This window comes from Rhizobium sp. WSM1328 (genome assembly GCF_057653715.1).
Genome location: NZ_CM172788.1, coordinates 1,134,995 through 1,159,430 on the forward strand (window position 1 = coordinate 1,134,995; position 24,436 = coordinate 1,159,430).

Below are 24,436 nucleotides of genomic sequence, written 5' to 3' on the forward strand. Positions count from 1 at the left end.
CCGTGAATAGGCCAATTCATTTCGTTGAATGAAGGGTGAGAGGATTTGAATCCGGAAACGAAGCGATAGACGATAATATATCCGACGTCCGTCGCTGGAAGACGAAGTCCGAAGGAAGCGAACGGTATTCGGGCGAGGGCTGGGACCCCTACGCCGAGCCGCGGAAAAGGTTTATTCCGCCGCGATCTTGCCCGCCAGCTGCCGGTTCTTCATCAGCTTGTAGATGACCGAATCCATTAGCGCCTGGAACGAAGCGTCGATGATGTTCTCCGAGACGCCGACCGTCCACCAGCGCACCCCGTCGCTGTCGGTGGATTCGATCAGCACGCGGGTGATCGCCTCCGTGCCGCCATTGAGGATACGCACCTTGAAATCGGCGAGCACCAGATCGTCGATCTCGTGCTGGTACTTGCCGAAATCCTTGCGCAGCGCGAGGTCGAGCGCATTGACCGGGCCTTCGGCATCGGCAACTGACATCAGCGTCTGGCCGTCGATGGTGATCTTGACCACCGCCTCCGAGACGATCTTCACACGGCCGAGACTGTCGAAGCGGCGCTCGATCATCACGCGGAAGCCTTCGATGGTGAAGAATTCTGGGATCGTGCCGAGCGTGCGGCGGGCCAGCAGCTCGAAGCTCGCATCCGCGCCCTCATATGCATAGCCGATCGATTCACGTTCCTTGACGATCGAGATCAGCAGGTCGAGCTTCGGATCGTCCTTGGCGACCTCGATGCCGCGCCGCTTCAGCGCATTGATGAAGTTCGCCTTGCCGCCCTGGTCGGAGACCATGACCTTGCGGAAGTTACCGACGGTTTCAGGCGGCACGTGTTCATAGGTCCGCGGATCCTTGAGCAGCGCCGATGCGTGGATGCCGGCCTTGGTGGCGAAGGCTGAGGCGCCGACATAGGGCATCTGGTGATCCGGCGAGCGATTGAGCAACTCGTCGAAAGCATGCGAGAGCCGGGTGAGGTTGAGCAGCCGCTCCTCGTCGATCGCCGTTTCGAAACGGCTGTTGTAGGCGCTCTTCAGCGCCAGCGTCGGGATCAGCGTCACCAGATTGGCATTGCCGCAGCGCTCGCCGATGCCGTTCAGCGTACCCTGGATCTGCCGGACGCCGGCGTCGACGGCGGCAAGCGAATTGGCAACCGCCTGACCGGTGTCGTTATGCGCATGGATGCCAAGACAGTGGCCGGGAACGCCTGAGGCGATCACCGCCTCGACGATGGCGCGCACCTCCGGCGGCTGCGTGCCGCCATTGGTGTCGCAGAGTACAACCCAGCGGGCGCCACTCTCATAGGCCGTCTTGGCGCAGGCGAGCGCATAGGCCGGATTGGCCTTGAAGCCGTCGAAGAAATGCTCGCAATCGACGATCGCCTCCTTACCCGCGCCAACCGCCGCCTTGACGCTTTCGGCGATGCATTCGAGGTTTTCCTCGTTGGTGCAGCCGAGCGCCACCGCGACATGATAATCCCAGCTCTTGGCGACGAAACAGATGGCGTCGGATTTTGCCTGCAGCAGCCCGGCAATGCCGGGATCGTTGGAGACCGAAACGCCCGCCCGCTTCGTCATGCCGAAGGCGACGAAACTGGCCTGGCTGGTGCGCTTCTCGCTGAAGAAGGCGGTATCCGTCGGATTGGCGCCGGGATATCCGCCCTCGACGTAGTCGAGGCCGAACTCGTCCAGCATGGCGGCAATCGCAATCTTGTCCTCGACGGAAAAATCGATGCCGGGCGTCTGCTGCCCGTCCCGAAGCGTCGTGTCGAAGAGGTAGATGCGTTCTTTCATGTCGTTTCCTCCCGCCAAGCGGGTTGTAATGAAGTGCGGATGCTGCCCCTCATCCGGCTGCCGCCACCTTCTCCCCGTTATGACGGGGAGAAGGGATATGCCGCACCGTATCGCGGGGCACGTCCCCTCTCCCCGCGGGCGGGGAGAGGGTTAGGGTGAGGGGCTGCCCCCAATGCTAACGATCAGTCTTGCTTCCTGGCAAACTTATCCGTCGCCCGGATCAGCCGATCGAGAATCCCCGGCTCCGAATAGGCATGGCCCGCACCCTCGATCAGGTGGAACTCCGCCTTCGGCCAGGCCTTGTGCAGCAGCCAGGCATATTTGGCCGGGCAGGGCATGTCGTAGCGGCCATGCACGATGACGCCGGGAATATGCTTGAGCCTGCCGGCATCGCGGATCAGCTGTCCCTCGTCCATCCAGCCGGCATTGACAAAGAAATGGTTCTCGATGCGCGCAAATGCATAGGCGAATTCCGGCTCCTCGAACTTGAAGCTCGTCGAAGGTTCCGGCAGCAGCGTGATCGTTTCGCCTTCCCAGATGCTCCAGGCCTGCGCCGCCGCGAGGCGCACATTCCTGTCCTCATGCGTCAGGCGGCGATGATAGGCATGCATCATCTCATGCCGCTCTTCCGGCGGAATCGGCGCGATGAACCGCTCCCACTTGTCAGGGAACATCTCCGAGACGCCGAATTGATAATACCAGTCGAGCTCGGCCTTGGTCAGCGTATAGATGCCGCGCAGGATGAGCTCGGAGACGTGCTGCGGATGCGTCTCGGCATAGGCGAGCGCCAGGGTCGAGCCCCAGGAGCCGCCGAACACCTGCCAGCTGTCGACGCCGGCCATCTCGCGCAGCCGCTCGATATCGGCGACGAGGTGCCAGGTCGTGTTGGCATGCAGTTCCGCATGCGGCGTCGACCTGCCGCAACCGCGCTGGTCGAACAGCATGACGTCGTAGAGGGCGGGATCGAAGAGCCGGCGATGGGCGGGCGAGATGCCGCCGCCCGGGCCGCCATGCAGGAAGACGGCGGGCTTGGCGCCAGGCGTGCCCGAGCGCTCCCAATAGATCACATGGCCGTCGCCGACATCGAGATGGCCGGAAACATAGGGTTCGATTTCGGGATAGAGCGTGCGCAGTATCTCGGTCATATCTTCACGCCTTTCGCCGGCCAGACTTCGGTGTCGTGATCGGGATGCTGGAAGGAGATGATCGCCTCCTGCCGGGAGTAGAAATCCTGATCCTTCAGCACCGGCGCCTCGAAGATTTCCTCGACCCAGGGCAGGCGGGCCTCGTAGTTGACCTGGATCAGCGGTGCGAGGTCGCTGCGGTCGTCGAAGGTGCCGATCGCAAGCTCCAGCCCGCCCGGATGACGATAGGTCATCGGCGTGCCGCAATTGTTGCAGAAGCCGCGTTCGATATTGACCGAGGACTGGAAGTAGTTCGGCTCGCCGCGTGTCCACTCCATCCCTTCCTCAGGCGCGGTAACGAGCGCCGAGAAGAAGCCGCCGAACTGCTTCTGGCACATGCGGCAATGGCAGATCGAGGGTCGCCCCAGTCTGCCCGAGATGCGGAAGCGCACGGCACCGCACTGGCATCCGCCTGTCTTGATCGTGTCCGTCATGAGGTTTCTCCGAGGGGCCAGCTTTTCGTGTCGTGGTCGGGGTGTTGATGGTTGCTTGCCGCGATCGCATTCTCGCGGTCGGGCGTTTCAGCCTGTGGTTCCAGCGGCAGGCCGTCCAGCGCGTGAAACCAGGACATCTTGCGGCCGGTGTTCGATTGCATCACCGGCTTGACCGCATCGGGATCATCGAGCGATCCGAGCGTGATGTTGATGAATTCCGCCTCCGGAATATCGTAGAACAGCGGCGTGCCGCAATCGCCGCAGAAGCCGCGCCGCACCAGATCCGAGGACTGAAACCATTTCGGCGCGCCGCGCGTGAAGGTAAAATCGCTGCGCATCACGCCGGCAAGCGGCATGAAATAATTGCCCGCCGCCTTCTGGCACATGCGGCAATGGCAAAGATGGGGATAGCCGAGTTCGCCTTTGGCGCGGTAACGCACCGCCCCGCACTGGCACCCGCCGCTTTTGTCTGATTCCGTCGTCATCCGATCTCCTTGGGTGGCCATGCCTGCGTCTCATGATCAGGATGCTGGCAGGAGACAAGCTCAAGCAGGAAGGGGGCGGCTTGCGCATCCTCTTCCGTCCGGTGGCCCGGCAATTCGTGCAGATGATCGACGAAACCGATCTTGCCCTCGATGCCGAATTGGATCACCGGCGGAAACGCCGAAGGGTCGTCAAAGGCGCCGGCGGCAATCGCCATTCCATCCGGCGCCTCGTAGGTTAGCGGCGTGCCGCAATCGCCGCAGAAGCCACGCTCGACGAAATTGGAAGAGCGGAATCTTTTCCGCTCTCCGCGTGTCCATTCGAAATCGGCGCCGCGTACTGAGACCAGCGGCGCATAATAGGCACCGAACGCCTTCTGGCACATGCGGCAATGACAGATCGACGAATCCTTGACGTCGCCGCTGACGCGGAAACGGATCGCTCCGCATTGGCAGCCGCCGGTATAGGTGGTCATCTCTTGACCTCCCACGTCGTCACGCGCTCGCCCGTTACCGCATCCTTGCCGTCCTTCAACTGGATGCCCTTCGCCGTCAGTTCGTCGCGGATCTTGTCGGCCTCGGTGAAGTTCTTCGCTTTCAGCATTTCGAGACGCATTGCGACCAGCGCATCGACCGCCGATGCGACGGCTTCGTCGATTTCCATCTTTTTCGGCAGCAAGCCCAGCAGGTCGGCCGTTGCGGCAAAGACGGCACTGGCTGTGGGATCCGTATGCGCAGCTTGCGCCAACGCATGCAATGCCTGCACCGCGGCCACCGTATTGAGGTCGTCGGAAAGCGCGTTCAGCACGGATTCATCGGGCGCCGCATCGCCGACTTCTGCCGCCGGCCATTTGGCGAGCAGACGTTCGGCTTCTTCCAATCGCTTGATCGAGAAATCGATCGGCTCGCGGTAATGCGTCATCAGCATGGCAAGGCGCAGCACCTGGCCCGGCCATTTGCGGCCGCCGAAGGTTTCCGTGTGCAGCAACTCGTGGATGGTGACGAAATTGCCTTCGGATTTCGACATCTTGCGGCCTTCGACCTGCAGGAAGCCGTTATGCATCCAGACATTCGCCATCACCTCGGTACCGTGGGCGCAGCGCGACTGGGCGATTTCGTTTTCATGATGCGGGAAGATCAAGTCCAGCCCGCCGCCGTGAATGTCGAAGACATTGCCGAGATAGCGCTTGCTCATCGCGGAGCATTCGATGTGCCATCCGGGCCGGCCACGGCCCCATGGGCTCTCCCAGCCGGGCTCGTTGTGGCTCGACAATTTCCAGAGCACGAAATCGCCAGGATGCTTTTTGTGTGCGTCGACAGCGATGCGGGCACCCGCCTGCTGCTCGTCGAGCGGACGCTTCGAAAGCTGACCGTAATCCGCCATGGATTTGGTGTCGAACAGCACTTCGCCCGATGCAACATAGGCATGGCCGTTGCCGATCAGCTTCTCGATGATCTCGGTCATCTCGACGATATTGTCGGTGGCGCGCGGCTCGAAGCTTGGCTCCAGGCAGCCGAGTTCGGCGACATCGGTGTGAAATTGCGTCTCAGTCTTTTCCGTGACCGCGCGGATCGCGTCGTTGAGCGGCAGGCCCGGATGGTCCCGAAGCGCCCGCGCATTGATCTTGTCGTCGACGTCGGTGATGTTGCGGGCATAAGTGACGTGGTCTTCGCCATAGACATGGCGCAGCAGCCGGAACAGCACGTCGAAGACGATGACCGGCCGGGCATTGCCGATATGAGCGAAGTCATAGACCGTCGGGCCGCAGACATACATGCGGACATTGTTGGGATCGATCGGCGAAAAGACCGATTTTTCCCGTGTCAGCGTGTTGTATAGCTTCAGTTCCGGCGTCGCGCCCATTTCACTCTCCCAAATGCACGATCAGAAAAATATCGCGACCGGCGGACCGGGGCGTTTCGCATCTTGACTATTTGGGAGACGAAAACGGCCGGGCCAGCGCTCGCGCTAGCGAATAATCTTCCGGCAGATAATGCAGATAACCGTTTTCATGGCGGGTTTTATGGCCCGGTTCGCGCCTCCGGTCAAGGGGGCGAAGAGCGATCCAGCGGCAACAGGATCCATCCATCCGATGAATCGATTGCAGCAACCAACGTCTTAGAAACCAGTTGGCGCACCCTTGAAATTCGCCCGCCATTTTCGCGGCGCAAATCTCGCATAGCCGGTTGAGAGGCTGTTGCAAATCGGGAGGAAGGGATGCGGAAACTGGCTCGATCGACGATCGGAGCGGCTGCAGTTCTGGTGGTCGCATTCGCTGCATATCTAGCATACGATTTCGGGATGCTTTGCTTCAACAATCCCTCTCTCAGCAACTATCCAATCCAAGGCATCGATGTCAGCCATCACCAGGGCGATATCGATTGGAAGGCCGTTGCCGCGCAGCCGAATGTTCGTTTCGCCTTCATGAAGGCGACCGAAGGCGGAGACCATCGGGATTCCAAGTTCGCCGACAACTGGCAGCGCGCTAGAGATGCGGGAGTGGTGAGGGGCGCTTACCATTTCTTCACCTTCTGCCGACCGGGCAAGGATCAGGCGCAGAATGTCCTGGCGACCGTGCCGAAGGAGCAGGGAACTCTGCCGATCGCCGTCGATCTGGAGTTTGTCGGCAATTGCAACAAAATCCCGACGCTCGAGGAAATGGTTGCCGAGGTGAGCGCCTTTTTCACCGAGCTGAAGGGCACTTTTCCGGAAAAACCTATTTTCTACGTCACCCAGGAGTTCTTTGATCAATATCTGAAAGGCAATGAATCGCGCTTCCCCGACCACTATCTGTGGCTGCGCAGCGTGTTCAGGGAGCCGAGGCAGGAAGAGTGCAGTCGTTTGTCGATCTGGCAATTTGCCGATAACGGCACATTGGACGGCATCCAGGGACCGGTAGACCTCAATGCACTCTGCCCGTCGGAAACGGGCTTAGCTCACCTGTTCCCAACCGTTGCAGCGAACTGAAACGTCCCGGCTTATTCCGGCAGCCGGTAATCGACGAGTTTGTTCTCCCGCACCATGAACAGCTTGCCCGTCTCCGTCACACCAGGCCCCAGCAACGGCAGGATTGCCTTTGCGACCTCGGAGGGATGCGGCAGCGACTGCGGATCTTCTCCGGGCACCGCCTGCGCCCGCATCGCCGTGCGTGTCGCCCCCGGATCGACGCTGGTGACCCGCAGCGGGGTGCTTTGACTTTCGCCGGCCCATGTGCGCGCCAGCGCCTCGACGGCGGCCTTGGAAGCGGAATAGGCGCCCCAGAAGGGGCGGCATTTGTGGGCAGCACCCGAAGAGATGATCACCGCGCGGCCGGCATCGGAGCGGGCCAGCAGCGGGTCGACCGAGCGGATCAGCCGCCATGTTGCGGTGACGTTGATGGTCATCACCTTCTCGAACACCTTCGCCTCGATATGGCCGATCGGCGAAATGACGCCGAGCACGCCGGCATTGGCGACGAGGATGTCGAGCTTGCCCCAGCGCTCGAAGATCGAGCCGCCGAGCGCATCAATCGCATTCATGTCGGCAAGGTCGAAGGGCACGAGCGTCGCCGTGCCGCCGACGGCCTTGATCGCATCATCGAGATCCTCGAGCCCGCCGACCGTGCGTGCGCAGGCAATCACATGGGCGCCGGCTTTGGCAAGTTCCAGCGCCGTGAAATAGCCGATGCCGCGCGACGCACCGGTGACGAGTGCGATCTTGCCCTCAAGATTGATGTTCATGATGTCGTGTTCCCTCACGAAGGGAGAGGGGTGCGATGCACCCCTCGGGATGGACAATGGAAAAGCCGGCGCGCCGTGTCAGCCGTTGCTGGCAAGCATGGAAATCTTGTTGCCCATGGACTCGCCGTTCTTGTCGAGCAGGCGGGTCGGATAGTCGCCGGTGAAATAATGGTCGGTGAACTGCGGCCGGGCCGGATTGCGATCCTCGCCGCCAACGGCGCGATAGAGGCCGTCGATCGACAGGAAGGCGAGCGAATCCGCGCCGATGTATTTGGCCATGGCTTCGACATCGGCATATTGGTTTGCGAGCAGCTTGTCTGCGTCAGGCGTGTCGATGCCGTAGAAATCCGGGAAGAAGATCATCGGGCTTGCGACGCGGACATGGACTTCGCGCGCGCCGGCTTCACGGATCATCTGGACGATCTTGAGAGACGTCGTGCCACGCACGATGGAATCATCGACCAGCACCACGCGCTTGCCTTCGATCATCGCCCGGTTGGCCGAATGCTTCAGCTTCACGCCGAAGGCGCGGATCTGCTGCGTCGGCTCGATGAAGGTGCGCCCGACATAATGGTTACGGATGATGCCGTATTCGAAGGGAATGCCGCTCTGCTGCGCATAGCCGAGCGCCGCCGGCGTGCCGCCATCCGGCACCGGCACGATCACGTCGCCATCGACGGGCGATTCCTTGGCGAGGTTCATGCCCATACTCTTGCGCGTCGTATAGACGTTGCGGCCGCCGACGACCGAGTCCGGGCGGGCGAAATAGACATATTCGAACAGGCAGAGGCGCTCCAGCTGTGGCTTGCTAGGCTTGCGCGCATCGATGCTGATCGAGCCGTCGGGCTGGATTTCACAGATGATGACCTCGCCGTTCTCAACGTCGCGGATGAACTTGGCGCCGATAATGTCGAGCGCGCAGGTCTCCGAGCAGAAGATCGGCTTGCCGTCGAATTCTCCCATGACCAGTGGGCGGATGCCGGTCGGGTCGCGCGCGGCAATCAGCTTGGTGCGCGTCATGGCGAGCATCGAATAGCCGCCTTCCATCTGGCGAATGGCATCGATGAAGCGGTCGGATGTGGAAGCGTGGCGGGAGCGGGCGATGAGGTGGAGGACGACCTCGGTATCGGAGGTCGACTGACAGATGGCGCCGGTCGCGATGATTTGGCGGCGCAGCGTCAGGCCGTTGGTGAAATTGCCGTTATGGGCAATGGCGATGCCGCCTTCTTCCAGTTCGGCAAAGAGCGGCTGCACGTTGCGCATGGCCACTTCGCCGGTTGTCGAGTAGCGGGTATGACCGATCGTAATGCTGCCGGGCAGGCGGGCGAGCGTCATCGGATTGGTATAGTGGTCGCCGACGAGGCCCATGTGGCGCTCTTGATAAAAGCGCTTGCCGTCGAAGGAGACGATGCCGGCCGCTTCCTGTCCGCGGTGCTGCAAGGCATGCAGGCCGAGCGCCGTGAGCGCGGCGGCATCGGGATGTCCCAGAATTCCGAAAACCCCGCATTCTTCATGCAGCGTATCTCCGTCGAGCGGATCGTCGGTCGGGAAGGAATGGGACTGGTTCATTTCTGCGGGCCTCTGCTCTCACAAGAATGGATCGGCATTTCCAGAAATAGCTGAGCCCGGCGGAGCTGGAATGCTCGGCCGGACCCTCATTTCATGTCCCGCTCAAATGGCAATTGCCGGAAGGCGGGTCAAGCTCTTGAACACTGTGTCAATTCGCCGGCTGCTGCGCGCCGCCTGCAGGCGCGGTCGGTGCGTCTTCCGCCGGAGCCTGGTCGCCCGTCGGCGGAGTGGTACCTTCGGCGCCCTGTGCCGGCGGCTGCAGCTTATCACGGATGCTTTCCGGTATCATCTGGGCAAATTGCTCCGGCAGAACCGATTTCAGCTTCACGACCATCGAATCCAGGAAGGGCTTCGACTTCGCTTCGTTGACCCAAGCCGGACGGTGGTCGGCATCGACGAGCCAGTTCCAGAAGGCGACGGCGACGACCAGGAGCAGAACGCCGCGCGCTGCCCCGAACAGGAAGCCGAGCGTGCGGTCGAGCGCGCCGACACGGCTGTCGATGATGAAATCGGCGATCTTCATCGTGATGAAGGAGATGACGATGAGCGCGATCAGGAAGACGACCGCTGCCGAACCGACGATCGCGATACGGTCGTCATCGGTATATTTCTTCGCATAGGGCAGCAGGTACGGATAGAGATAATAGGCAGCGGCGGCCGAACCGCCCCAGCTCGCGATCGAGAGGATCTCGCGCGAAAAGCCGCGGACCATCGCCAGCACGGCGGAGAAGAGCACGACGCCGATGACAATACCGTCGAAAATCGTAATGGGCATGTAAATTCAACTCCAGGACTGCCGCTTGGCGGCCGTGTCGTGCCTTATCGTGTGCTCCTATATCATCACCACTCTTGGCAATGAAAGGATCAAACGTCGTCTTCCACACGCAGCGCTCCCTTCGATCCGGCGATGCGCGCGACCAGATCCGGCAGGCTTCCAACTTCGCTCCAGCGCCCGCCGGAGCCCTTCGGCAATTCGGCGGAGGCGGACGGAAGCAGCGCTGCGGAAAATCCCAGCTTCTCGGCTTCCTTGAGACGCTGGGCGGTGTGCGCAACCGGCCGGATGGCGCCCGACAGGCTGACTTCGCCGAAATAGACGCAATCGGCGGGAAGGGCAATACCGGCAAGCGAGGAAACGAGCGCCGAGGCGACGGCAAGATCGGCCGCCGGTTCGGAGATGCGGTAACCGCCGGCGACGTTAAGGTAGACGTCGTGCTGGCCGAGCCTGACGCCGCAATGGGCCTCAAGCACCGCAAGGATCATCGACAGCCGGGCCGAATCCCAGCCGACCACGGCGCGGCGCGGCGTGCCGAGCGAGGTCGGCGCCACCAGCGCCTGCACCTCGACGAGAATGGGGCGGGTGCCTTCCATGCCGGCAAAGACGGCAGCACCCGGCGATTTTTCGTTGCGCTCACCAAGGAAGAGCTCGGAAGGATTGGCGACTTCGCGCAAGCCTTTGTCGGACATTTCGAAGACGCCGATCTCGTCGGTCGGGCCGAAGCGGTTCTTGACTGTGCGCAGGATGCGGTAGTGATGGCCGCGATCGCCTTCGAAATAGAGCACGGCGTCGACCATGTGCTCGACGACGCGCGGCCCGGCAATCTGCCCGTCCTTGGTTACGTGGCCGACGAGCACCATGGCGGCCCCCGTCTGCTTGGCGAAACGGATCATTGCTTGGACGCCGGTGCGCACCTGCGTCACCGTTCCCGGCGCCGATTCGGCAAGCTCGCTCCACAGCGTCTGGATGGAATCGATGATGACGAGGTCCGGCCGCTTGCCCTCGGCGAGCGTCGCCAGAATATCCTCGACATTGGTTTCGGCCGCCAGCATCACGTCGGTATCGGCCGCCGCAAGGCGTTGTGCCCGCAGCCGCACCTGCGCCACGGCTTCTTCGCCGGAGACGTAGATGATCTTGTGGCCGCGCCGCGCAAGGGCGGCGGCGGCCTGCATCAGCAGCGTCGATTTGCCGATGCCGGGATCGCCGCCGATCAGCACCGCCGAACCGCGCACGAAACCGCCGCCGAGCGCCCGGTCGAGCTCCGACATGGCGGTATGGATACGCGGTGCCTCTTCGATCTCGCCGGAGAGTGCCGTCAGCGCCACTGGTCGGCCCTTCTTCGGCGTCTTGCCAGGACCGGAGCCGATCCCGCCCATCGGGTCTTCCTCGACGATGGTGTTCCACTCGCCGCAGTTCTCGCATTTGCCGGCCCAGCGGTTATGAACCGTGCCGCAACTCTGGCAGATGAATTGTGTCCTGGCCTTCGCCATCAATTACTCTTTCAGTCCGGGTTCGCGAGCGACGCGACGCGCCGCTTCATCGAATCATTGTCGTGCTTGAGATAATGGCTATCGCAACGGATCAAAACTAATGATTTCCCCATCAGCGCACCCATGCCTATCCTTTGCTCCTCATTCGGAACGGTGGAAAATGTTCGATTATTCGTTTGCGCACTGGCTTGCATTTCTGTCGGCGGCGGTTCTGCTCAATCTCTCGCCCGGTCCCGACATCGCTTTCATCCTCGGTCACACGATGAAAAGCGGAAAACGTGCCGGTTTTTCCGCGCTGTTCGGCGTCTGGTCCGGCGCCTGCCTGCATGTGCTGATGGCCGCACTCGGCCTCTCGGCCATACTTGCCGCTTCCGCCGTCGCCTTCTCGACAGTCAAATGGATCGGCGCCGCCTATCTCGTCTGGCTGGGCATTCAGGCTTTGCGCTCCGGTGGCGGCGATGGCCTGATAAAGGCTGCTGGTGAAAGTTTGCCGGTGGCAAGGATCTACCGGCAGGGAATTCTGGTGTCGCTGCTCAATCCCAAAGTGGCGATATTCTTCCTGGCCTTCCTGCCGCAGTTCGTCGTCGAAGGGGCAGGGCCGGCATGGGCGCAACTCATGCTGCATGGCGCGCTCATCATCGTCGTCGCTGCCTTCATCGAACCGCCGCTCGTCCTTCTCGGCGGGCGCCTTGCGGATGCAATCAGGCATAATCAAAAAGTCGGACTCTGGCTCGACCGCGGCCTCGGTGCGCTTTTCGTGGCGCTCGGTGTCCGTCTCGCCCTCAGCAGCCGCTGAGTAGGAAGGCTATTCTTCGGCCACGTAGCGCCGCTCGTGGCGGAGCCCCATGCTGGTCAGGATCTCGTATCCGATCGTGCCGGATGCCCGCGCCACATCGTCCACCGGCATGTTCTTCCCGAACAGTTCGACATAATCCCCGGCGCGCACGGCGTTGTCAGGCAGGTCGGTGATATCGAAGATCGTCAGGTCCATGGTGATCCGGCCGGCAACCGGGACCTTGTGTCCGGCGATGAAACCTTGCCCGCCTTGCGGCACCACCTGCCTCAACGGCACGCCGCCGCTCGACTGGCTGCGCATGTAGCCGTCGGCATAACCGGCCGAGGCGATCGCCAGCCGGCTTTCACGGCGAAGCTGCAGCGCCCGCCCATAGCTGACGGTCTCGCCGGCTGCGACGCTGCGCACCTGGATGATGCGCGCTTCCGCCGTTGCGACGGGCCGCATCGGGTTCGCCATGCCGCTGACGGCCTCACCGCCATAGAGCGCAATGCCGGGGCGGGTCAGGTCGAAGTGATAATCCTCACCGAGAAAGATGCCGGCCGAGGCGGCAAGGCTTGAATCGATACCTTCATAAGCGGCGCTAACTCTGTGGAATGATTCGAGCTGCTGCCGGTTCATCGCATGGGTGGGATCATCGGCGCAGGCAAGGTGGCTCATGACAAGCACGGGCGCGAAGCTCGCCGGCCGCGAGACGTCGTCGGCGAGCGCGATCGCATCGTCAATATGCAGTCCGAGCCGATTGAAGCCGGTATCGACATGCAGCGCGCAGGGGTAGTCGCCGTAATCGGCAAGCACCGCCATCCAGAAGGCGAGCTGCTCGTCGGAGGAAATCACCGGCACCAGATCATTGTCGAAGAAGCGCCGCTCGGTGCCCGGCCAGATGCCTGAGAGCACGAAGATGCGCGCCTCGGGCGCATAGAGGCGAAGTGTTACGCCCTCGTCGACGGTCGCGACGAAGAAGTCGCGCGCGCCGGCCATATAGAGCGCTTCGCCGGCATCCTCGATGCCCATGCCATAGGCATCTGCCTTGACGACCGCCGAGGCGCGCGCCGCACCGGAGCGGCGCGCCATGTCGCGCCAGTTCTCCGTCAAAGCGGTCAGGTCGACGGTCAGCCGCAGGCCTGCCGAGGCAAAGTTGTCATCTTCGGGGGCGTCGAAAAATTCGCTCATGAACCACATCGAAAAGAGGCCGGAGAAGGATTCTCCGGCCAGTTTAAAGGTCAACTATGTCAAGGGAAAGCCCGGCGTTGCACGCAGCATCCGCGCGATCAGTGCTCTTCATATTGTGTGAAGGAGGGATCGGCGAGATCGGCAAAACGCGTGAATTCCGCCTGGAAGGCGAGCTTCACCGTGCCTGTCGGCCCGTGGCGCTGCTTGGCGATGATCACGTCGGCCGTGCCCTTGACCTTGTCGAACAGTGCTTCCCATTCCGGATATTTCGGATCGTGGATGTCGCGCGGCTCCGAATTCTTGACGTAATATTCCTCGCGGAACACGAAGAGCACGACGTCGGCGTCCTGCTCGATCGAGCCGGATTCGCGAAGGTCGGACAGCTGCGGCCGCTTGTCGTCGCGGCTTTCGACCTGACGCGAGAGCTGCGACAGTGCGATGATCGGAACGTTGAGCTCCTTGCCGAGCGCCTTGAGGCCGGTGGTGATTTGGGTGATTTCCTGCACGCGGTTGTCGCTGGATTTGCCCGAGCCGGTCATCAGCTGAATGTAGTCGACCACAAGCACATCGAGGCCGCGCTGGCGCTTCAGACGGCGCGCGCGGGCCGAAAGCTGGGCGATCGAGATGCCGCCGGTCTGGTCGATGAAGAGCGGCACCTTCTGCATCATCATCGAGCAGGCGACGAGCTTTTCGAAATCGGCATCGTTGATGTCGCCGCGGCGGATCTTCGAGGAGGAGACTTCCGTCTGCTCGGAGATGATACGGGTGGCGAGCTGTTCCGACGACATTTCGAGCGAGTAGAAACCGACGACGCCGCCGTTCTTCGCCTTCATGCTGCCGTCCGACTGGACTTCGCCTTCGTAGGCGGCGGCGATATTGTAGGCGATGTTTGTAGCAAGTGAGGTCTTGCCCATGCCGGGGCGTCCGGCAAGCACGATCAAGTCCGACCGCTGCAAACCGCCCATCTTGGAATCCAGCGAATGGATGCCGGTGGAAATGCCGGAAAGCCCGCCGTCACGTTCCTTGGCGACGGCCGCCATGTCGATCGCCAGCGCGACCGCATCGTTGAAGGCCTGGAAGCCGCCGTCGTAGCGGCCGTTTTCCGCCAGTTCGAAGAGGCGGCGTTCGGTATCCTCGATCTGCGACTGCGGCGGCATGTCGAGCGGCGCGTCATAGGCGATGTTGACGACGTCCTCGCCGATGGTAATCAGCGCCCGGCGCAGCGCCAGGTCGTAGATCGCCCGGCCGTAATCCTCGGCATTGATGACGGTGACGGCATTGCTGACCAGGCTCGCCAGATATTGCGAAACCGTCATGTCGCCGACCTTCTCGTCGGCTTTCAGGAAGGTCTTGATCGTCACCGGATTGGCGATCTTGCCCATGCGGATGATATCGCCGGCAACCTCGAAGATCTTCCGATGCAGCGGTTCATAGAGATGGATCGGCTTCAGGAAGTCCGACACCCGATAATAGGCGTCGTTGTTCATCAGGATCGCACCCAGAAGCGCTTGCTCGGCTTCGATATTGTTGGGTGCTTCGCGATAATGCTGCTCCGACGGGGCAACAGCTGCAATCTTTCGAGCGGCGTCGTTCATCATCATCCGTTCTGTCTTTTTCCAGCTCCGGATTTGCAATTCCGGACGCGAAAATCAAGAGGCTACGAAAGGAGCGGGGGCTCGCTTCGCCTAAATCCTGAACGCTGTGCACGTTGTTCGACTTCTCCACAGTCTTGGGCGACACAAAGGAGAAATACTGGCAGTGTCACCCGCACGACACGGTATGGCGCCGACTCAGCCCATCCGCTTCGGAGAATGTTATTTTAGCGCGATGCGATAAGGCACGCAGCAAAAACATCCGGAAGATCCCCTTAAAAAAGCGAACCGCTCGGCAGCTCACATCGAAGGGGTGGAAACGAAAAAGCCCGGCGCGGTGGCCGGGCTTCTCTCTCGCGGATCGCTCCGACGAAATTATGCTTCGTCTTCGTCGACGCCGTCAGCTTCCGGATCGAAGAAGTCTTCCGGACGCAGCGCGTCTTCGTCGACGCCGTAGATCGCGTCGACCGAGGTGAGTTCTTCGCCCTTGGACTGGCGCTCTGCCTCGTCGGCAGAACGGGCAACGTTCAGCTCGACGTGGATTTCGACTTCGGCATGCAGCTGCAGCTCGACCTTGTGCAGGCCGATCGACTTGATCGGCGTGTTGAGGTGAACCTGGTTGCGGCCGATGTTGAAGCCTTCGGCGCCGAGAATATCGACGACGTCACGGGCAGCAACCGAACCGTAGAGCTGGCCGGTTTCGCCGGCGGAGCGCACGACGATGAAGGACTTGCCGTCGAGAACGTCGGCGACCGTCTGGGCTTCCGACTTGCGCTCGAGGTTGCGGGCTTCGAGCGTCGCGCGCTCGGCTTCGAAGCGGGTCTTGTTGGCGGCGTTGGCGCGCAGCGCCTTGCCGAGCGGCAGCAGGTAGTTGCGGGCAAAGCCGTCGCGAACCTTTACGGTTTCGCCCATCTGGCCGAGCTTGGAAATGCGTTCGAGAAGGATGACTTGCATTTTCTTTTTCCTTTCTTGTGTCTCAGATTTTCGTATCGGATTGTTTGGGGGCATCAGCATCTTTCGTCGGGGTCAGTGCGATCGCCTTGCGCGTATCGCTGAGACCGAGGACGAGGATGAGGAGAGCTGGCAGCAGCATGAGCATCGAGGCCAGATAGCAGAGGATGAGGGCCGGTATGCGCCAGTCCTTGCCGCGGGTGCGGAAATGCAGCGAGGCGAAACCGGAAAGCATGAAGCCGGCGCCGAAGGCGCCGATCACGGTCGCACCGACCAGCGCCGGAACGCCGCCGAAAAAGCAGGCGGCAAGCCCGGCCAGGAAGATGAAGATCGAGTTGCGGTTCATCCGCAGCGACGAGGGAATATCCTCGCGCGGACGAAGGCCGCGGCCGGAGGCTGCAACGATGCGTACGGCGAAATAATAGGCAGCAAACAGCATGCTGACCCACATGCCGCCCTGCAAAGCCGGCAGCATCAGCAGGATCAGCGACTTGGTCTGCGCGGTCGCTGCCGGATCGGGCATGAATTCCGGCTGCTGCTGCTTGAGCGAGGTGATCAGCAGATCGACGATCGGATCGGTGATCTCCGGGCCGTAGCCGATGATCACACCGATGACGATGACGGCGAGCGTCACCAGACCGCAGAGATGCAGCAGGATATCGGAGAGCGGATACCAGGCAAGCAGATGGTCGGGCCCACCGAGTTCGGCGGCCGGACGCGCCAGATTGGCGAGATGGCTGAGCCAACCGGCCGGCAGCAGCGTCACCATCGTCATGATCAGCGCGAAGGATGGCGAGATCAAGATCGCGCCCAGCGCCGCGGCGGTGACGACGGCCGAGACTGCGGCTGCATTGCCCCAGCCGAGCCCGACGATCAGGATCGGCAGAGCCGAGGCCGTATAAAGAAGCGCGCTGAAAAACGACGGCTGCATGCTCGCGCCCAGCACCAGCAGGGCGGCGGTCAATCCGGCGAGTGCGCCGATCAGCAGCGTTTTAATGTTCGGTCGTTTCAAGGTCGCTGTCCTGCTTCATCAAGCAGTTAGAGGATGTTGCTGAATCAAATTCAGAAACGTCTCAACATGGGTTTTAAGAGTTCCGATCCGCGCCCATCGCAGAAGGGAGAAGGGAAGGCACGAATGCCTTCCCTCAAAGGTGTCGGCGTCGACCGATTAGGCGACGACGTAGGGCAGCAGGCCGAGGAAACGGGCGCGCTTGATCGCCTGAGCGAGTTCGCGCTGCTTCTTCTGGGAAACGGCCGTGATGCGGGACGGAACGATCTTGCCGCGCTCAGAAATGTAGCGCTGCAGCAGGCGTACGTCCTTGTAGTCGATCCGCGGTGCGTTGGCGCCGGAGAACGGGCAGGTCTTGCGGCGGCGATGGAACGGGCGGCGGACCGGAGCGGAGGAAGTTTCAGACATATCTCAGATCTCCCTTATACACGGTCTTCGCGCGGACGGCGCGGACGGTCGTCACGGTCGCCGAAGCCACCTTCACGCGGCGGACGCGGGCCGCGGTCACGATCACCGAAGCCGCCTTCACGCGGGCCACGGCCGCCTTCGCGCGGACGGTCGTCACGGTCGCGCTTCTGCATCATGGCAGACGGACCTTCTTCATGCTTCTCGACGGCGATCGTCATGTAGCGAAGAACGTCTTCGCTGATGCGCATCTGACGTTCCATTTCCTGGACGGCAGCAGCCGGTGCATCGATGTCCATCAGGGCGTAGTGCGCCTTGCGGTTCTTCTTGATGCGGTAGGTGAGGGACTTGAGGCCCCAGTTCTCGATACGCCCGACCTTACCGCCATTCGCTTCGATCACACCCTTGTACTGTTCTACGAGGGCATCGACCTGCTGAGCGGAAATATCCTGCCGGGCAAGGAATACATGTTCATAAAGAGCCATGACAGCTTTGCCTTTCTTGCGTTTGGTTCAACCCGATATTCGGCGGCTAAGCCTCAACGACTGCTCCTGATTGGGCGGACCCAGGCAAGAAAGCGTTTCCGAGACGGTCGAGAGCGGAGACACGGGAGGCTGGAACGCTTCCGTTCCGAACGATTTCCGTGAAGAAACCGGCCCTCCGTTCAGCCACCAGCCAGAAGACCGGGTTAACGAACAGGGCGGCTTATACGGATTTTTTGGGCAAAGGCAAGCGCAATCGGACACCCGAACCCGATGCCGGCCAATGGTCGGCATCGGGCAGGCGCCAAACAAATAGGATCAAAGCGTCAGCGGATACTGCCGGTGCACCTTGGCGATTTCCGCCAGGATCTCGTTCGAAAGCGTAATGTCGGCCGCGCCGATATCGATTTTCAACTGCTCCATCGAGGTCGCGCCGATGATGGCCGAGGCCATGAAGGGCCTGGAAAGGCAGAAGGCGAGCGCCATTGCTGCCGGGTCGAGGCGGTATGTTGCAGCGATCTCCAGATAGGCTTTGGTCGCCGGCTCCTGTAGCGGCTGCAGGCGACCGCCGATATCGTGGTTGATCGAGCCGCGCGAACCCTTCGGCCTGCCGCCATCGACATATTTTCCGGAGAGGATGCCGCCGGCGAGCGGAGAATAGGCGAGCAGCCCGACATCCTCATGATGCGAGAGTTCGGCGAGATCGAGGTCGAAATGGCGGTAGAGCAAGTTGTATTCGTTCTGGACGCAGGCGACCCGCGGCAGGCTCTTCTGTTCGGCGAGCGTCAGATATTTCTGTATGCCCCAGGTGGTTTCGTTGGAAAGGCCGATCGCGCGGATCTTGCCTTCCTTCACCAGCACGCCAAGCGTTTCCAGGATGTCGAGCATATTGGCGACGGCCTCGTCGCGGTTCTGGTTGAAGGGATTGTAGCTCCAATTCTGACGGAAATGGAAATGGCCGCGGTTCGGCCAGTGGATCTGGTAGAGGTCGACGTAATCCGTCTTCAGCCGCGCCAGGCTGGCTTCGAGCGCCAGGCGGATATTCTTTGCATCGGCACCTTCGCCACCACGTATATAGTCGCGGCCGCGGCCGGCGACCTTGGTGGCGAGCACGATATCGCCGCGCTTGCCGGTCTTCTTGAACCAGCTGCCGATATAGTCTTCCGTCCAGCCCTGCGTAGCGGCCGAAATCGGGGTGGTCGGATAAAGTTCGGCCGTATCGAAGAAATTGACGCCCTTTTCGACGGCGTAGTCCATCTGCGCATGAGCATCGGCTTCGCTGTTCTGCGAACCCCAGGTCATGGTGCCAAGGCAAATCTCTGAAACGGAAATCTCGGTGCGGCCTAGCGAATTGTACTTCATGGAAAAACCTTGGGAGAGAGGTGACAGCCTTGGGAGGGTTCGCGCAAATCTAGGCTGGATTTGGCGGAGCGCAAGAGCAAAAACCGGGCATTTGCGCCAGTGCGAAAGGCTTTGCGCAGAATGAGCCGCCACTTGACTCTGCCGGAAAGAATGTCAATTGGAGGCAAAACAGCCTCAAGGGGCGTATTCAGGGGCATGAGCCAGGGAATATGAGAATGACCATTGCTTTCACTTTTCCCGGTCAGGGCAGTCAGGCCGTCGGTATGGGCAAGGATCTCGCCGAGAATTTTGCCGAAGCCCGCGCCGTTTTCCAAGAGGTCGATGAGGCACTCGGTGAAAAGCTTTCAGACGTCATGTTCAACGGTCCCGAGGATACGTTGACCTTGACGGCGAACGCCCAGCCGGCGCTGATGGCCGTCTCGATCGCCGTCGTCCGCGTTCTTGAAGCCAAAGGGTTGGATCTGAAGTCGAAGGTCGCTTACGTCGCCGGCCACTCGCTCGGCGAATATTCGGCACTTTGCGCCGCCGGCACCTTTTCGCTCGCCGACACCGCGCGGCTGCTGCGTATCCGCGGCAATGCCATGCAGGCGGCCGTTCCCGTCGGCGTCGGCGCCATGGCCGCGATCATCGGCCTCGAACATGCCGACGTCGCTGCCGTCTGTGAGGCAGCCGCCGCTATCGGTGCCTGCCAGATCGCCAACGACAATGGCGGCGGCCAGATCGTCATCTCAGGCGAGAAGGCAGCTGTTGAAAAGGCGGCCGGCCTTGCGACCGACAAGGGCGCCAAGCGCGCCATTCTGCTGCCGGTCTCCGCTCCGTTCCATTCGACGCTGATGGCGCCTGCCGCTGAGGCCATGCGCGAGGCGCTGGCAACGGTCGCCAAATCCGATCCGGTCGTGCCTGTCATCGCCAATGTCCGTGCCGCGCCGGTGACCGGCGCCGACGAGATCGCCAGCCTGCTGGTCGAGCAGGTGACCGGTCAGGTCCGCTGGCGTGAGACGGTGGAATGGTTCGCCGGAAACGGCGTCACGACGCTTTATGAACTCGGTTCCGGCAAGGTGCTGACCGGCCTTGCCCGCCGCATCGACAAGACGATCAACGGCATCTCCGTCAACGGTCCGGCGGATATCGACGCGGCCGTCGCCGCCCTCATGGCCTGATTGGTATCCCCGGACACCGGATTTGGTGTCCCTGTTATAAGGAACGTTTCCATGTTCGATCTTTCCGGCCGCAAGGCTCTCGTCACCGGCGCATCGGGCGGTATCGGCGAGGAAATCGCCCGCCTTCTTCATAAGCAGGGCGCCGTCGTCGGCCTGCACGGCACCCGCGTCGAGAAACTGGAAGCGCTAGCCGCCGATCTCGGCGAGCGCGTCAAGATCTTCCCGGCCAACCTCTCCGACCGCGATGAGGTCAAGGCGCTCGGCCAGAAAGCCGAGGCCGACCTCGAAGGCGTCGACATCCTCGTCAACAATGCCGGCATCACCCGCGACGGCCTCTTCGTGCGCATGAGCGACGAGGACTGGGACAGCGTCATCGAAGTGAACCTGACGTCGACCTTCCGCCTGACGCGCGAATTGACGCATCCGATGATGCGCCGCCGCTATGGTCGCATCATCAACATCACCTCCGTCGTCGGCGTCACCGGCAATCCAGGCCAGGCCAATTACTGCGCCTCCAAGGCCGGCATGATCGGCTTCACCAAGTCTTTGGCGCAGGAAATTGCCACCCGCAACGTGACGGTCAATTGCGTCGCACCCGGCTTTATCGAGAGCGCCATGACCGGCAAGCTGAACGACAAGCAGAAGGAAGCGATCATGGGGGCGATCCCAATGAAGCGCATGGGCACGGGTGGCGAGGTGGCTTCGGCGGTTGCTTACCTTGCGTCCTCCGAGGCTGCCTATATGACGGGCCAGACGCTGCACGTAAACGGCGGCATGGCGATGATCTGAAACGACAAACCGCTGGCATGGGAATATTTCCGCCAATAGCATGTTGAGCAATCACGAACCGTTGATTTTCTGGCTTTGCGGCAGACATAAAGCATGTTAAGCGGGCCATGACTGTGAACAGTCGTCCCGAGAAAGCAGACGGACCGGCGGGCTTTTTGCAAGCCTGGGACATCTCTGAAGCCGGGTAAACGAGTTTGCCGAGGATGTCTGAAAACATCGCAGGCTGAAACAGGGTAGGGGTGCCGCGATGGCATTCCGATCAGGACATAAGGTCGAGGAAACCGACATGAGCGATATCGCAGAACGCGTAAAGAAAATTGTTATTGATCATCTTGGCGTTGATGCCGACAAGGTCGTCGAGAGCGCCAGCTTTATCGACGATCTGGGCGCTGACTCGCTCGACACGGTCGAACTTGTCATGGCTTTCGAAGAAGAATTCGGCGTTGAAATTCCTGACGACGCTGCCGACTCGATCCTGACGGTCGGCGATGCAGTGAAGTTCATTGAGAAGGCCCAGGCCTGATCCTGTGAATTTGAGAAAGGGCGGGCCTGGAGTCCGCCCTTTTCTTTTCGGCATATTTCTCCATAGAACATAAGAGACGGGGGGAAGCACGCGATGAGACGTGTCGTCATCACCGGTACCGGCATGGTATCACCCTTGGGATGCGGAACCGAGGTGACGTGGTCCCGGCTGCTTGCCGGTCAGAACGGCGCCCGCCTCGTCACCGAATTCGAGGTCGATGACCTTCCCGCCAAGATCGCCTGCCGTATTCCTATCGGTGACGGCACCGACGGCACCTTCAATGTCGATCAGTGGATGGAGCCGAAGGAGCAGCGCAAGGTCGATCCCTTCATCATCTACGGCATGGCCGCCGCCGACATGGCGCTTGCCGATGCCGGCTGGCATCCTGAAACCGATGAGGACCAGATCGCCACCGGCGTGCTGATCGGCTCCGGCATCGGCGGCATCGAAGGCATCGTCGAGGCGGGTTACACCCTGCGCGACAAGGGCCCGCGCCGTATCTCCCCTTTCTTCATTCCCGGCCGCCTGATCAACCTCGTCTCCGGCCAGGTCTCGATCCGCCACAAGCTGCGCGGACCCAATCATTCGGTCGTCACCGCCTGCTCGACGGGTGCGCATGCGATCGGCGATGCAGCGCGGCTGATTGCGCTGGGTGATGCCGACGTCATGGTCGCCGGCGGCACGGAATCCCCTGTCAGCCGCATTTCGCTTGCAGGTTTTGCCGCCTGCAAGGCGCTGTCGACCCAACACAATGACGACCCGAAGAAAGCGTCGCGCCCCTATGATCGCGACCGCGACGGCTTCGTCATGGGCGAGGGTGCCGGCATTGTCGTGCTTGAGGAACTGGAACATGCCAAGGCGCGCGGCGCCAGGATCTACGCCGAAATCGTCGGCTACGGCCTGTCGGGCGATGCCTATCACATCACCGCGCCGTCCGAAGACGGCGAGGGCGCCGGTCGCTGCATGGCGATGGCGCTGAAGCGCGCCGGGCTGACGCCGGCCGATATCGACTACATCAATGCCCACGGTACCTCGACCATGGCCGACACGATCGAACTCGGCGCCGTCGAGCGGCTGGTCGGCAATGCGGCGTCGAAGATCTCCATGTCCTCGACTAAGTCGGCGACAGGACACCTTCTCGGTGCTGCAGGCGCCATCGAGGCGATCTTCACCACGCTCGCCATTCGCGACAATATCGCGCCGCCGACGCTCAATCTCGACAATCCCGAACGTGAGACGGCGATCGACCTTGTCCCGCACAAGGCGCGTGAGCGGGAAATCAATGTGGCGCTGTCCAACTCGTTCGGATTCGGCGGCACGAACGCGTCGCTCGTACTGCGCCGTTACGCGCAATAAGAGTCCTGCAAGCGGTGTAATGGGTCTCCCTTGCACCGCAGGCCGGCCGTCCTCTACGTTGCGTGGCAGGGCGTGCGAAAGCATAACGACCGGCAGCGGCGTCGTTGAACGGCGGCAGAACCTGCTTTTGCCGCATTGCTTCGCGAAATAGCGAAGTGAGGGTCAAGTTTTAGAGGATTGCCGGTGAGCGATACGACGAACCAGAGCAACGATACCCAGGCGCAGAAGGGACCGATCATCCCGAAGTCGCCGAGCGAAGCCCTGCGTCCGGAACGCGTTCCGGAGCCGCCGAAGCGGTCCAAGAAAGCCCGCGGCCAGGTCGTTCTTTTCCTGAACTTCATCATGACGTTGGCGGTTCTGGTCTGTGTCGTCGCCATCATCGGCTTCTACTACGCCACATCGACCTATCGGAATCCCGGTCCGCTGCAGACCAACACCAATTTTATCGTCCGCAACGGCGCTGGTCTGACCGAAATCGCCTCGAACCTCGAGCGCAACGCGATCATCAGCGATGCCCGCATCTTCCGCTATCTCACGGCAACGCATCTTTCTGCCGGTGAGAGCCTCAAGGCGGGTGAATACGAGATCAAGGCGAGGGCATCCATGAGAGATATCATGGAGCTGCTGAAATCGGGCAAGTCCATTCTCTATTCCGTTTCCTTCCCTGAGGGACTGACGGTCCGACAGATGTTCGACCGCATGCTGCAGGATACCGTGCTGGAAGGCGACTTGCCGGCGGCATTGCCGACCGAGGGTAGCCTGCGTCCGGATACCTACAAATTCTCGCGCGGCACCAAGCGCTCGGAAATCATCGAACAGATGGCGGCTGCGCAGCAGAAGCTCGTCGATCAGATCTGGGACAAGCGCGACTCGTCGCTGCCGCTGCGGTCCAAGGAAGAATTCGTGACACTCGCCTCGATCGTCGAAAAGGAAACCGGCGTTCCCGACGAGCGAGCCCACGTCGCCTCCGTTTTCCTGAACCGGCTCGGCAAGGGCATGCGCCTGCAGTCCGACCCGACGATCATCTACGGCCTCTTCGGCGGCGAGGGCAAACCGGCCGACCGGCCGATCTACCAGTCGGACCTGAAGCGGGATACACCTTACAACACCTATGTCATCAAGGGTCTGCCGCCGACGCCGATCGCCAATCCCGGCAAGGATGCGCTGGAAGCCGTCGCCAATCCCTGGAAGACGCAGGACCTCTATTTCGTCGCCGACGGCTCCGGTGGCCATGTTTTCGCTGCGACGCTCGAGGAGCACAATGCCAACGTCAAGCGCTGGCGCAAGCTCGAAGCCGACAAGGGGTCGGACCCGAACATCGCAGTCGACGGCCAGCCGGAAGAGCAGCCGGCGGATAGTGGCACGACCGTCGCGCCGCCGAAGAAAAAGAAGATCAACTGAG

General features: G+C 61.5%; 24 protein-coding genes. 7 read left to right on the forward strand and 17 right to left on the reverse strand.

Annotation, left to right across the window (positions count from 1 at the left end):
• Positions 1-171 precede the first annotated feature (171 nt).
• The 6 genes from cimA to cysS all read right to left on the reverse strand — a co-directional run bounded on the left by cimA (position 172) and on the right by cysS (position 5,749).
• Complete coding sequence (gene cimA / locus AC2444_RS05825; protein WP_012756813.1) at positions 172-1,785, reverse strand: citramalate synthase; 1,614 nt, start codon at positions 1,783-1,785, stop codon at positions 172-174.
• A gap of 182 nt (positions 1,786-1,967) precedes the next feature.
• Positions 1,968-2,930 (reverse strand): prolyl aminopeptidase, encoded by a 963-nt coding sequence (gene pip / locus AC2444_RS05830; protein WP_012756814.1) that lies wholly within the window; start codon positions 2,928-2,930, stop codon positions 1,968-1,970.
• On the reverse strand, positions 2,927-3,403 hold the full coding sequence (locus AC2444_RS05835; protein ID WP_012756815.1) for a GFA family protein: 477 nt from the start codon (positions 3,401-3,403) through the stop codon (positions 2,927-2,929). The genes pip and AC2444_RS05835 overlap by 4 nt, the downstream gene beginning before the upstream one ends.
• A complete protein-coding gene (locus AC2444_RS05840; RefSeq protein WP_012756816.1) occupies positions 3,400-3,888 on the reverse strand; it encodes a GFA family protein in 489 nt (162 codons plus the stop codon). Before AC2444_RS05840 ends, AC2444_RS05835 begins: the two co-directional genes overlap by 4 nt.
• Positions 3,885-4,361 (reverse strand): GFA family protein, encoded by a 477-nt coding sequence (locus AC2444_RS05845; protein ID WP_012756817.1) that lies wholly within the window; start codon positions 4,359-4,361, stop codon positions 3,885-3,887. The genes AC2444_RS05840 and AC2444_RS05845 overlap by 4 nt, the downstream gene beginning before the upstream one ends.
• On the reverse strand, positions 4,358-5,749 hold the full coding sequence (gene cysS / locus AC2444_RS05850; protein WP_012756818.1) for a cysteine--tRNA ligase: 1,392 nt from the start codon (positions 5,747-5,749) through the stop codon (positions 4,358-4,360). The genes AC2444_RS05845 and cysS overlap by 4 nt, the downstream gene beginning before the upstream one ends.
• Before the next feature lie 354 nt (positions 5,750-6,103).
• On the opposite strand from cysS, the gene AC2444_RS05855 reads away from it, so the two are divergent.
• On the forward strand, positions 6,104-6,853 hold the full coding sequence (locus tag AC2444_RS05855) for a glycoside hydrolase family 25 protein (protein WP_012756819.1): 750 nt from the start codon (positions 6,104-6,106) through the stop codon (positions 6,851-6,853).
• A gap of 11 nt (positions 6,854-6,864) precedes the next feature.
• Here AC2444_RS05855 and AC2444_RS05860 read toward each other — a convergent pair whose 3' ends face one another.
• The 4 genes from AC2444_RS05860 to radA all read right to left on the reverse strand — a co-directional run bounded on the left by AC2444_RS05860 (position 6,865) and on the right by radA (position 11,439).
• On the reverse strand, positions 6,865-7,605 hold the full coding sequence (locus AC2444_RS05860; protein ID WP_012756820.1) for an SDR family NAD(P)-dependent oxidoreductase: 741 nt from the start codon (positions 7,603-7,605) through the stop codon (positions 6,865-6,867).
• A gap of 78 nt (positions 7,606-7,683) precedes the next feature.
• Positions 7,684-9,174 (reverse strand): amidophosphoribosyltransferase, encoded by a 1,491-nt coding sequence (gene purF, locus AC2444_RS05865; RefSeq protein ID WP_012756821.1) that lies wholly within the window; start codon positions 9,172-9,174, stop codon positions 7,684-7,686.
• Positions 9,175-9,322: 148 nt separating this feature from the next.
• Positions 9,323-9,949, reverse strand: coding sequence for a CvpA family protein (locus AC2444_RS05870; RefSeq protein ID WP_012756822.1), 627 nt, complete (start codon positions 9,947-9,949; stop codon positions 9,323-9,325).
• Positions 9,950-10,038: 89 nt separating this feature from the next.
• Positions 10,039-11,439 carry a DNA repair protein RadA gene (gene radA / locus AC2444_RS05875; protein WP_012756823.1) on the reverse strand — a complete coding sequence of 467 codons (1,401 nt, stop codon included), beginning with the start codon at positions 11,437-11,439 and terminating at the stop codon, positions 10,039-10,041.
• 160 nt (positions 11,440-11,599) lie between these two features.
• Between radA and AC2444_RS05880 the strand changes: the two genes are divergently transcribed.
• A complete protein-coding gene (locus AC2444_RS05880) occupies positions 11,600-12,235 on the forward strand; it encodes a LysE family translocator (RefSeq protein WP_012756825.1) in 636 nt (211 codons plus the stop codon).
• Positions 12,236-12,244: 9 nt separating this feature from the next.
• On the opposite strand, the gene alr is transcribed toward AC2444_RS05880, so the two are convergent.
• The 7 genes from alr to AC2444_RS05915 form a co-directional block, all read right to left on the reverse strand.
• The gene (gene alr, locus AC2444_RS05885; protein WP_012756826.1) at positions 12,245-13,414 is read right to left on the reverse strand and encodes an alanine racemase; all 1,170 of its coding nucleotides are present in this window, start codon (positions 13,412-13,414) and stop codon (positions 12,245-12,247) included.
• An 89-nt stretch (positions 13,415-13,503) separates the two neighbouring features.
• Positions 13,504-15,000, reverse strand: coding sequence for a replicative DNA helicase (locus tag AC2444_RS05890; protein WP_012756827.1), 1,497 nt, complete (start codon positions 14,998-15,000; stop codon positions 13,504-13,506).
• A 372-nt stretch (positions 15,001-15,372) separates the two neighbouring features.
• On the reverse strand, positions 15,373-15,951 hold the full coding sequence (gene rplI, locus AC2444_RS05895; RefSeq protein ID WP_012756828.1) for a 50S ribosomal protein L9: 579 nt from the start codon (positions 15,949-15,951) through the stop codon (positions 15,373-15,375).
• Positions 15,952-15,973: 22 nt separating this feature from the next.
• A complete protein-coding gene (locus tag AC2444_RS05900) occupies positions 15,974-16,960 on the reverse strand; it encodes a hypothetical protein (protein ID WP_012756829.1) in 987 nt (328 codons plus the stop codon).
• Positions 16,961-17,116: 156 nt separating this feature from the next.
• A complete protein-coding gene (gene rpsR / locus AC2444_RS05905; RefSeq protein WP_003547038.1) occupies positions 17,117-17,365 on the reverse strand; it encodes a 30S ribosomal protein S18 in 249 nt (82 codons plus the stop codon).
• Positions 17,366-17,379: 14 nt separating this feature from the next.
• The gene (gene rpsF / locus AC2444_RS05910) at positions 17,380-17,847 is read right to left on the reverse strand and encodes a 30S ribosomal protein S6 (protein ID WP_003547040.1); all 468 of its coding nucleotides are present in this window, start codon (positions 17,845-17,847) and stop codon (positions 17,380-17,382) included.
• Between the two features lie 315 nt (positions 17,848-18,162).
• Complete coding sequence (locus tag AC2444_RS05915) at positions 18,163-19,206, reverse strand: aldo/keto reductase (protein WP_012756830.1); 1,044 nt, start codon at positions 19,204-19,206, stop codon at positions 18,163-18,165.
• A 215-nt stretch (positions 19,207-19,421) separates the two neighbouring features.
• Here AC2444_RS05915 and fabD point away from each other — a divergent pair, with 215 nt between their 5' ends.
• The 5 genes from fabD (at position 19,422) to mltG (ending at position 24,435) form a co-directional block, all read left to right on the forward strand.
• Positions 19,422-20,366 (forward strand): ACP S-malonyltransferase, encoded by a 945-nt coding sequence (gene fabD, locus AC2444_RS05920; protein WP_012756831.1) that lies wholly within the window; start codon positions 19,422-19,424, stop codon positions 20,364-20,366.
• 51 nt (positions 20,367-20,417) lie between these two features.
• Positions 20,418-21,155 carry a 3-oxoacyl-[acyl-carrier-protein] reductase gene (fabG, locus tag AC2444_RS05925; protein ID WP_003558186.1) on the forward strand — a complete coding sequence of 246 codons (738 nt, stop codon included), beginning with the start codon at positions 20,418-20,420 and terminating at the stop codon, positions 21,153-21,155.
• A 286-nt stretch (positions 21,156-21,441) separates the two neighbouring features.
• Entirely contained in the window at positions 21,442-21,678 is a 237-nt protein-coding gene (locus tag AC2444_RS05930) for an acyl carrier protein (RefSeq protein WP_003547058.1), read from the forward strand.
• A gap of 93 nt (positions 21,679-21,771) precedes the next feature.
• On the forward strand, positions 21,772-23,034 hold the full coding sequence (gene fabF, locus AC2444_RS05935) for a beta-ketoacyl-ACP synthase II (protein ID WP_003558188.1): 1,263 nt from the start codon (positions 21,772-21,774) through the stop codon (positions 23,032-23,034).
• Between the two features lie 183 nt (positions 23,035-23,217).
• Complete coding sequence (gene mltG, locus AC2444_RS05940) at positions 23,218-24,435, forward strand: endolytic transglycosylase MltG (protein ID WP_012756832.1); 1,218 nt, start codon at positions 23,218-23,220, stop codon at positions 24,433-24,435.
• The last annotated feature ends 1 nt before the right edge of the window (position 24,436 follow it).

What these genes read in the sequence shown, in the direction of transcription:
- AC2444_RS05855 (WP_012756819.1), top strand. Translation starts at nt 6,104, where the DNA reads ATGCGGAAACTGGCTCGATCGACGATCGGAGCGGCTGCAGTTCTGGTG.
- rpsF (WP_003547040.1), bottom strand. Translation starts at nt 17,847, where the DNA reads ATGGCTCTTTATGAACATGTATTCCTTGCCCGGCAGGATATTTCCGCT.
- fabF (WP_003558188.1), top strand. Translation starts at nt 21,772, where the DNA reads ATGAGACGTGTCGTCATCACCGGTACCGGCATGGTATCACCCTTGGGA.
- AC2444_RS05840 (WP_012756816.1), bottom strand. Translation starts at nt 3,888, where the DNA reads ATGACGACGGAATCAGACAAAAGCGGCGGGTGCCAGTGCGGGGCGGTG.
- AC2444_RS05890 (WP_012756827.1), bottom strand. Translation starts at nt 15,000, where the DNA reads ATGAACGACGCCGCTCGAAAGATTGCAGCTGTTGCCCCGTCGGAGCAG.
- purF (WP_012756821.1), bottom strand. Translation starts at nt 9,174, where the DNA reads ATGAACCAGTCCCATTCCTTCCCGACCGACGATCCGCTCGACGGAGAT.
- fabD (WP_012756831.1), top strand. Translation starts at nt 19,422, where the DNA reads ATGACCATTGCTTTCACTTTTCCCGGTCAGGGCAGTCAGGCCGTCGGT.
- rpsR (WP_003547038.1), bottom strand. Translation starts at nt 17,365, where the DNA reads ATGTCTGAAACTTCCTCCGCTCCGGTCCGCCGCCCGTTCCATCGCCGC.
- radA (WP_012756823.1), bottom strand. Translation starts at nt 11,439, where the DNA reads ATGGCGAAGGCCAGGACACAATTCATCTGCCAGAGTTGCGGCACGGTT.
- alr (WP_012756826.1), bottom strand. Translation starts at nt 13,414, where the DNA reads ATGTGGTTCATGAGCGAATTTTTCGACGCCCCCGAAGATGACAACTTT.
- pip (WP_012756814.1), bottom strand. Translation starts at nt 2,930, where the DNA reads ATGACCGAGATACTGCGCACGCTCTATCCCGAAATCGAACCCTATGTT.
- AC2444_RS05880 (WP_012756825.1), top strand. Translation starts at nt 11,600, where the DNA reads ATGTTCGATTATTCGTTTGCGCACTGGCTTGCATTTCTGTCGGCGGCG.
- AC2444_RS05930 (WP_003547058.1), top strand. Translation starts at nt 21,442, where the DNA reads ATGAGCGATATCGCAGAACGCGTAAAGAAAATTGTTATTGATCATCTT.
- AC2444_RS05915 (WP_012756830.1), bottom strand. Translation starts at nt 19,206, where the DNA reads ATGAAGTACAATTCGCTAGGCCGCACCGAGATTTCCGTTTCAGAGATT.
- AC2444_RS05860 (WP_012756820.1), bottom strand. Translation starts at nt 7,605, where the DNA reads ATGAACATCAATCTTGAGGGCAAGATCGCACTCGTCACCGGTGCGTCG.
- AC2444_RS05870 (WP_012756822.1), bottom strand. Translation starts at nt 9,949, where the DNA reads ATGCCCATTACGATTTTCGACGGTATTGTCATCGGCGTCGTGCTCTTC.
- cysS (WP_012756818.1), bottom strand. Translation starts at nt 5,749, where the DNA reads ATGGGCGCGACGCCGGAACTGAAGCTATACAACACGCTGACACGGGAA.
- fabG (WP_003558186.1), top strand. Translation starts at nt 20,418, where the DNA reads ATGTTCGATCTTTCCGGCCGCAAGGCTCTCGTCACCGGCGCATCGGGC.
- AC2444_RS05845 (WP_012756817.1), bottom strand. Translation starts at nt 4,361, where the DNA reads ATGACCACCTATACCGGCGGCTGCCAATGCGGAGCGATCCGTTTCCGC.
- rplI (WP_012756828.1), bottom strand. Translation starts at nt 15,951, where the DNA reads ATGCAAGTCATCCTTCTCGAACGCATTTCCAAGCTCGGCCAGATGGGC.
- AC2444_RS05835 (WP_012756815.1), bottom strand. Translation starts at nt 3,403, where the DNA reads ATGACGGACACGATCAAGACAGGCGGATGCCAGTGCGGTGCCGTGCGC.
- cimA (WP_012756813.1), bottom strand. Translation starts at nt 1,785, where the DNA reads ATGAAAGAACGCATCTACCTCTTCGACACGACGCTTCGGGACGGGCAG.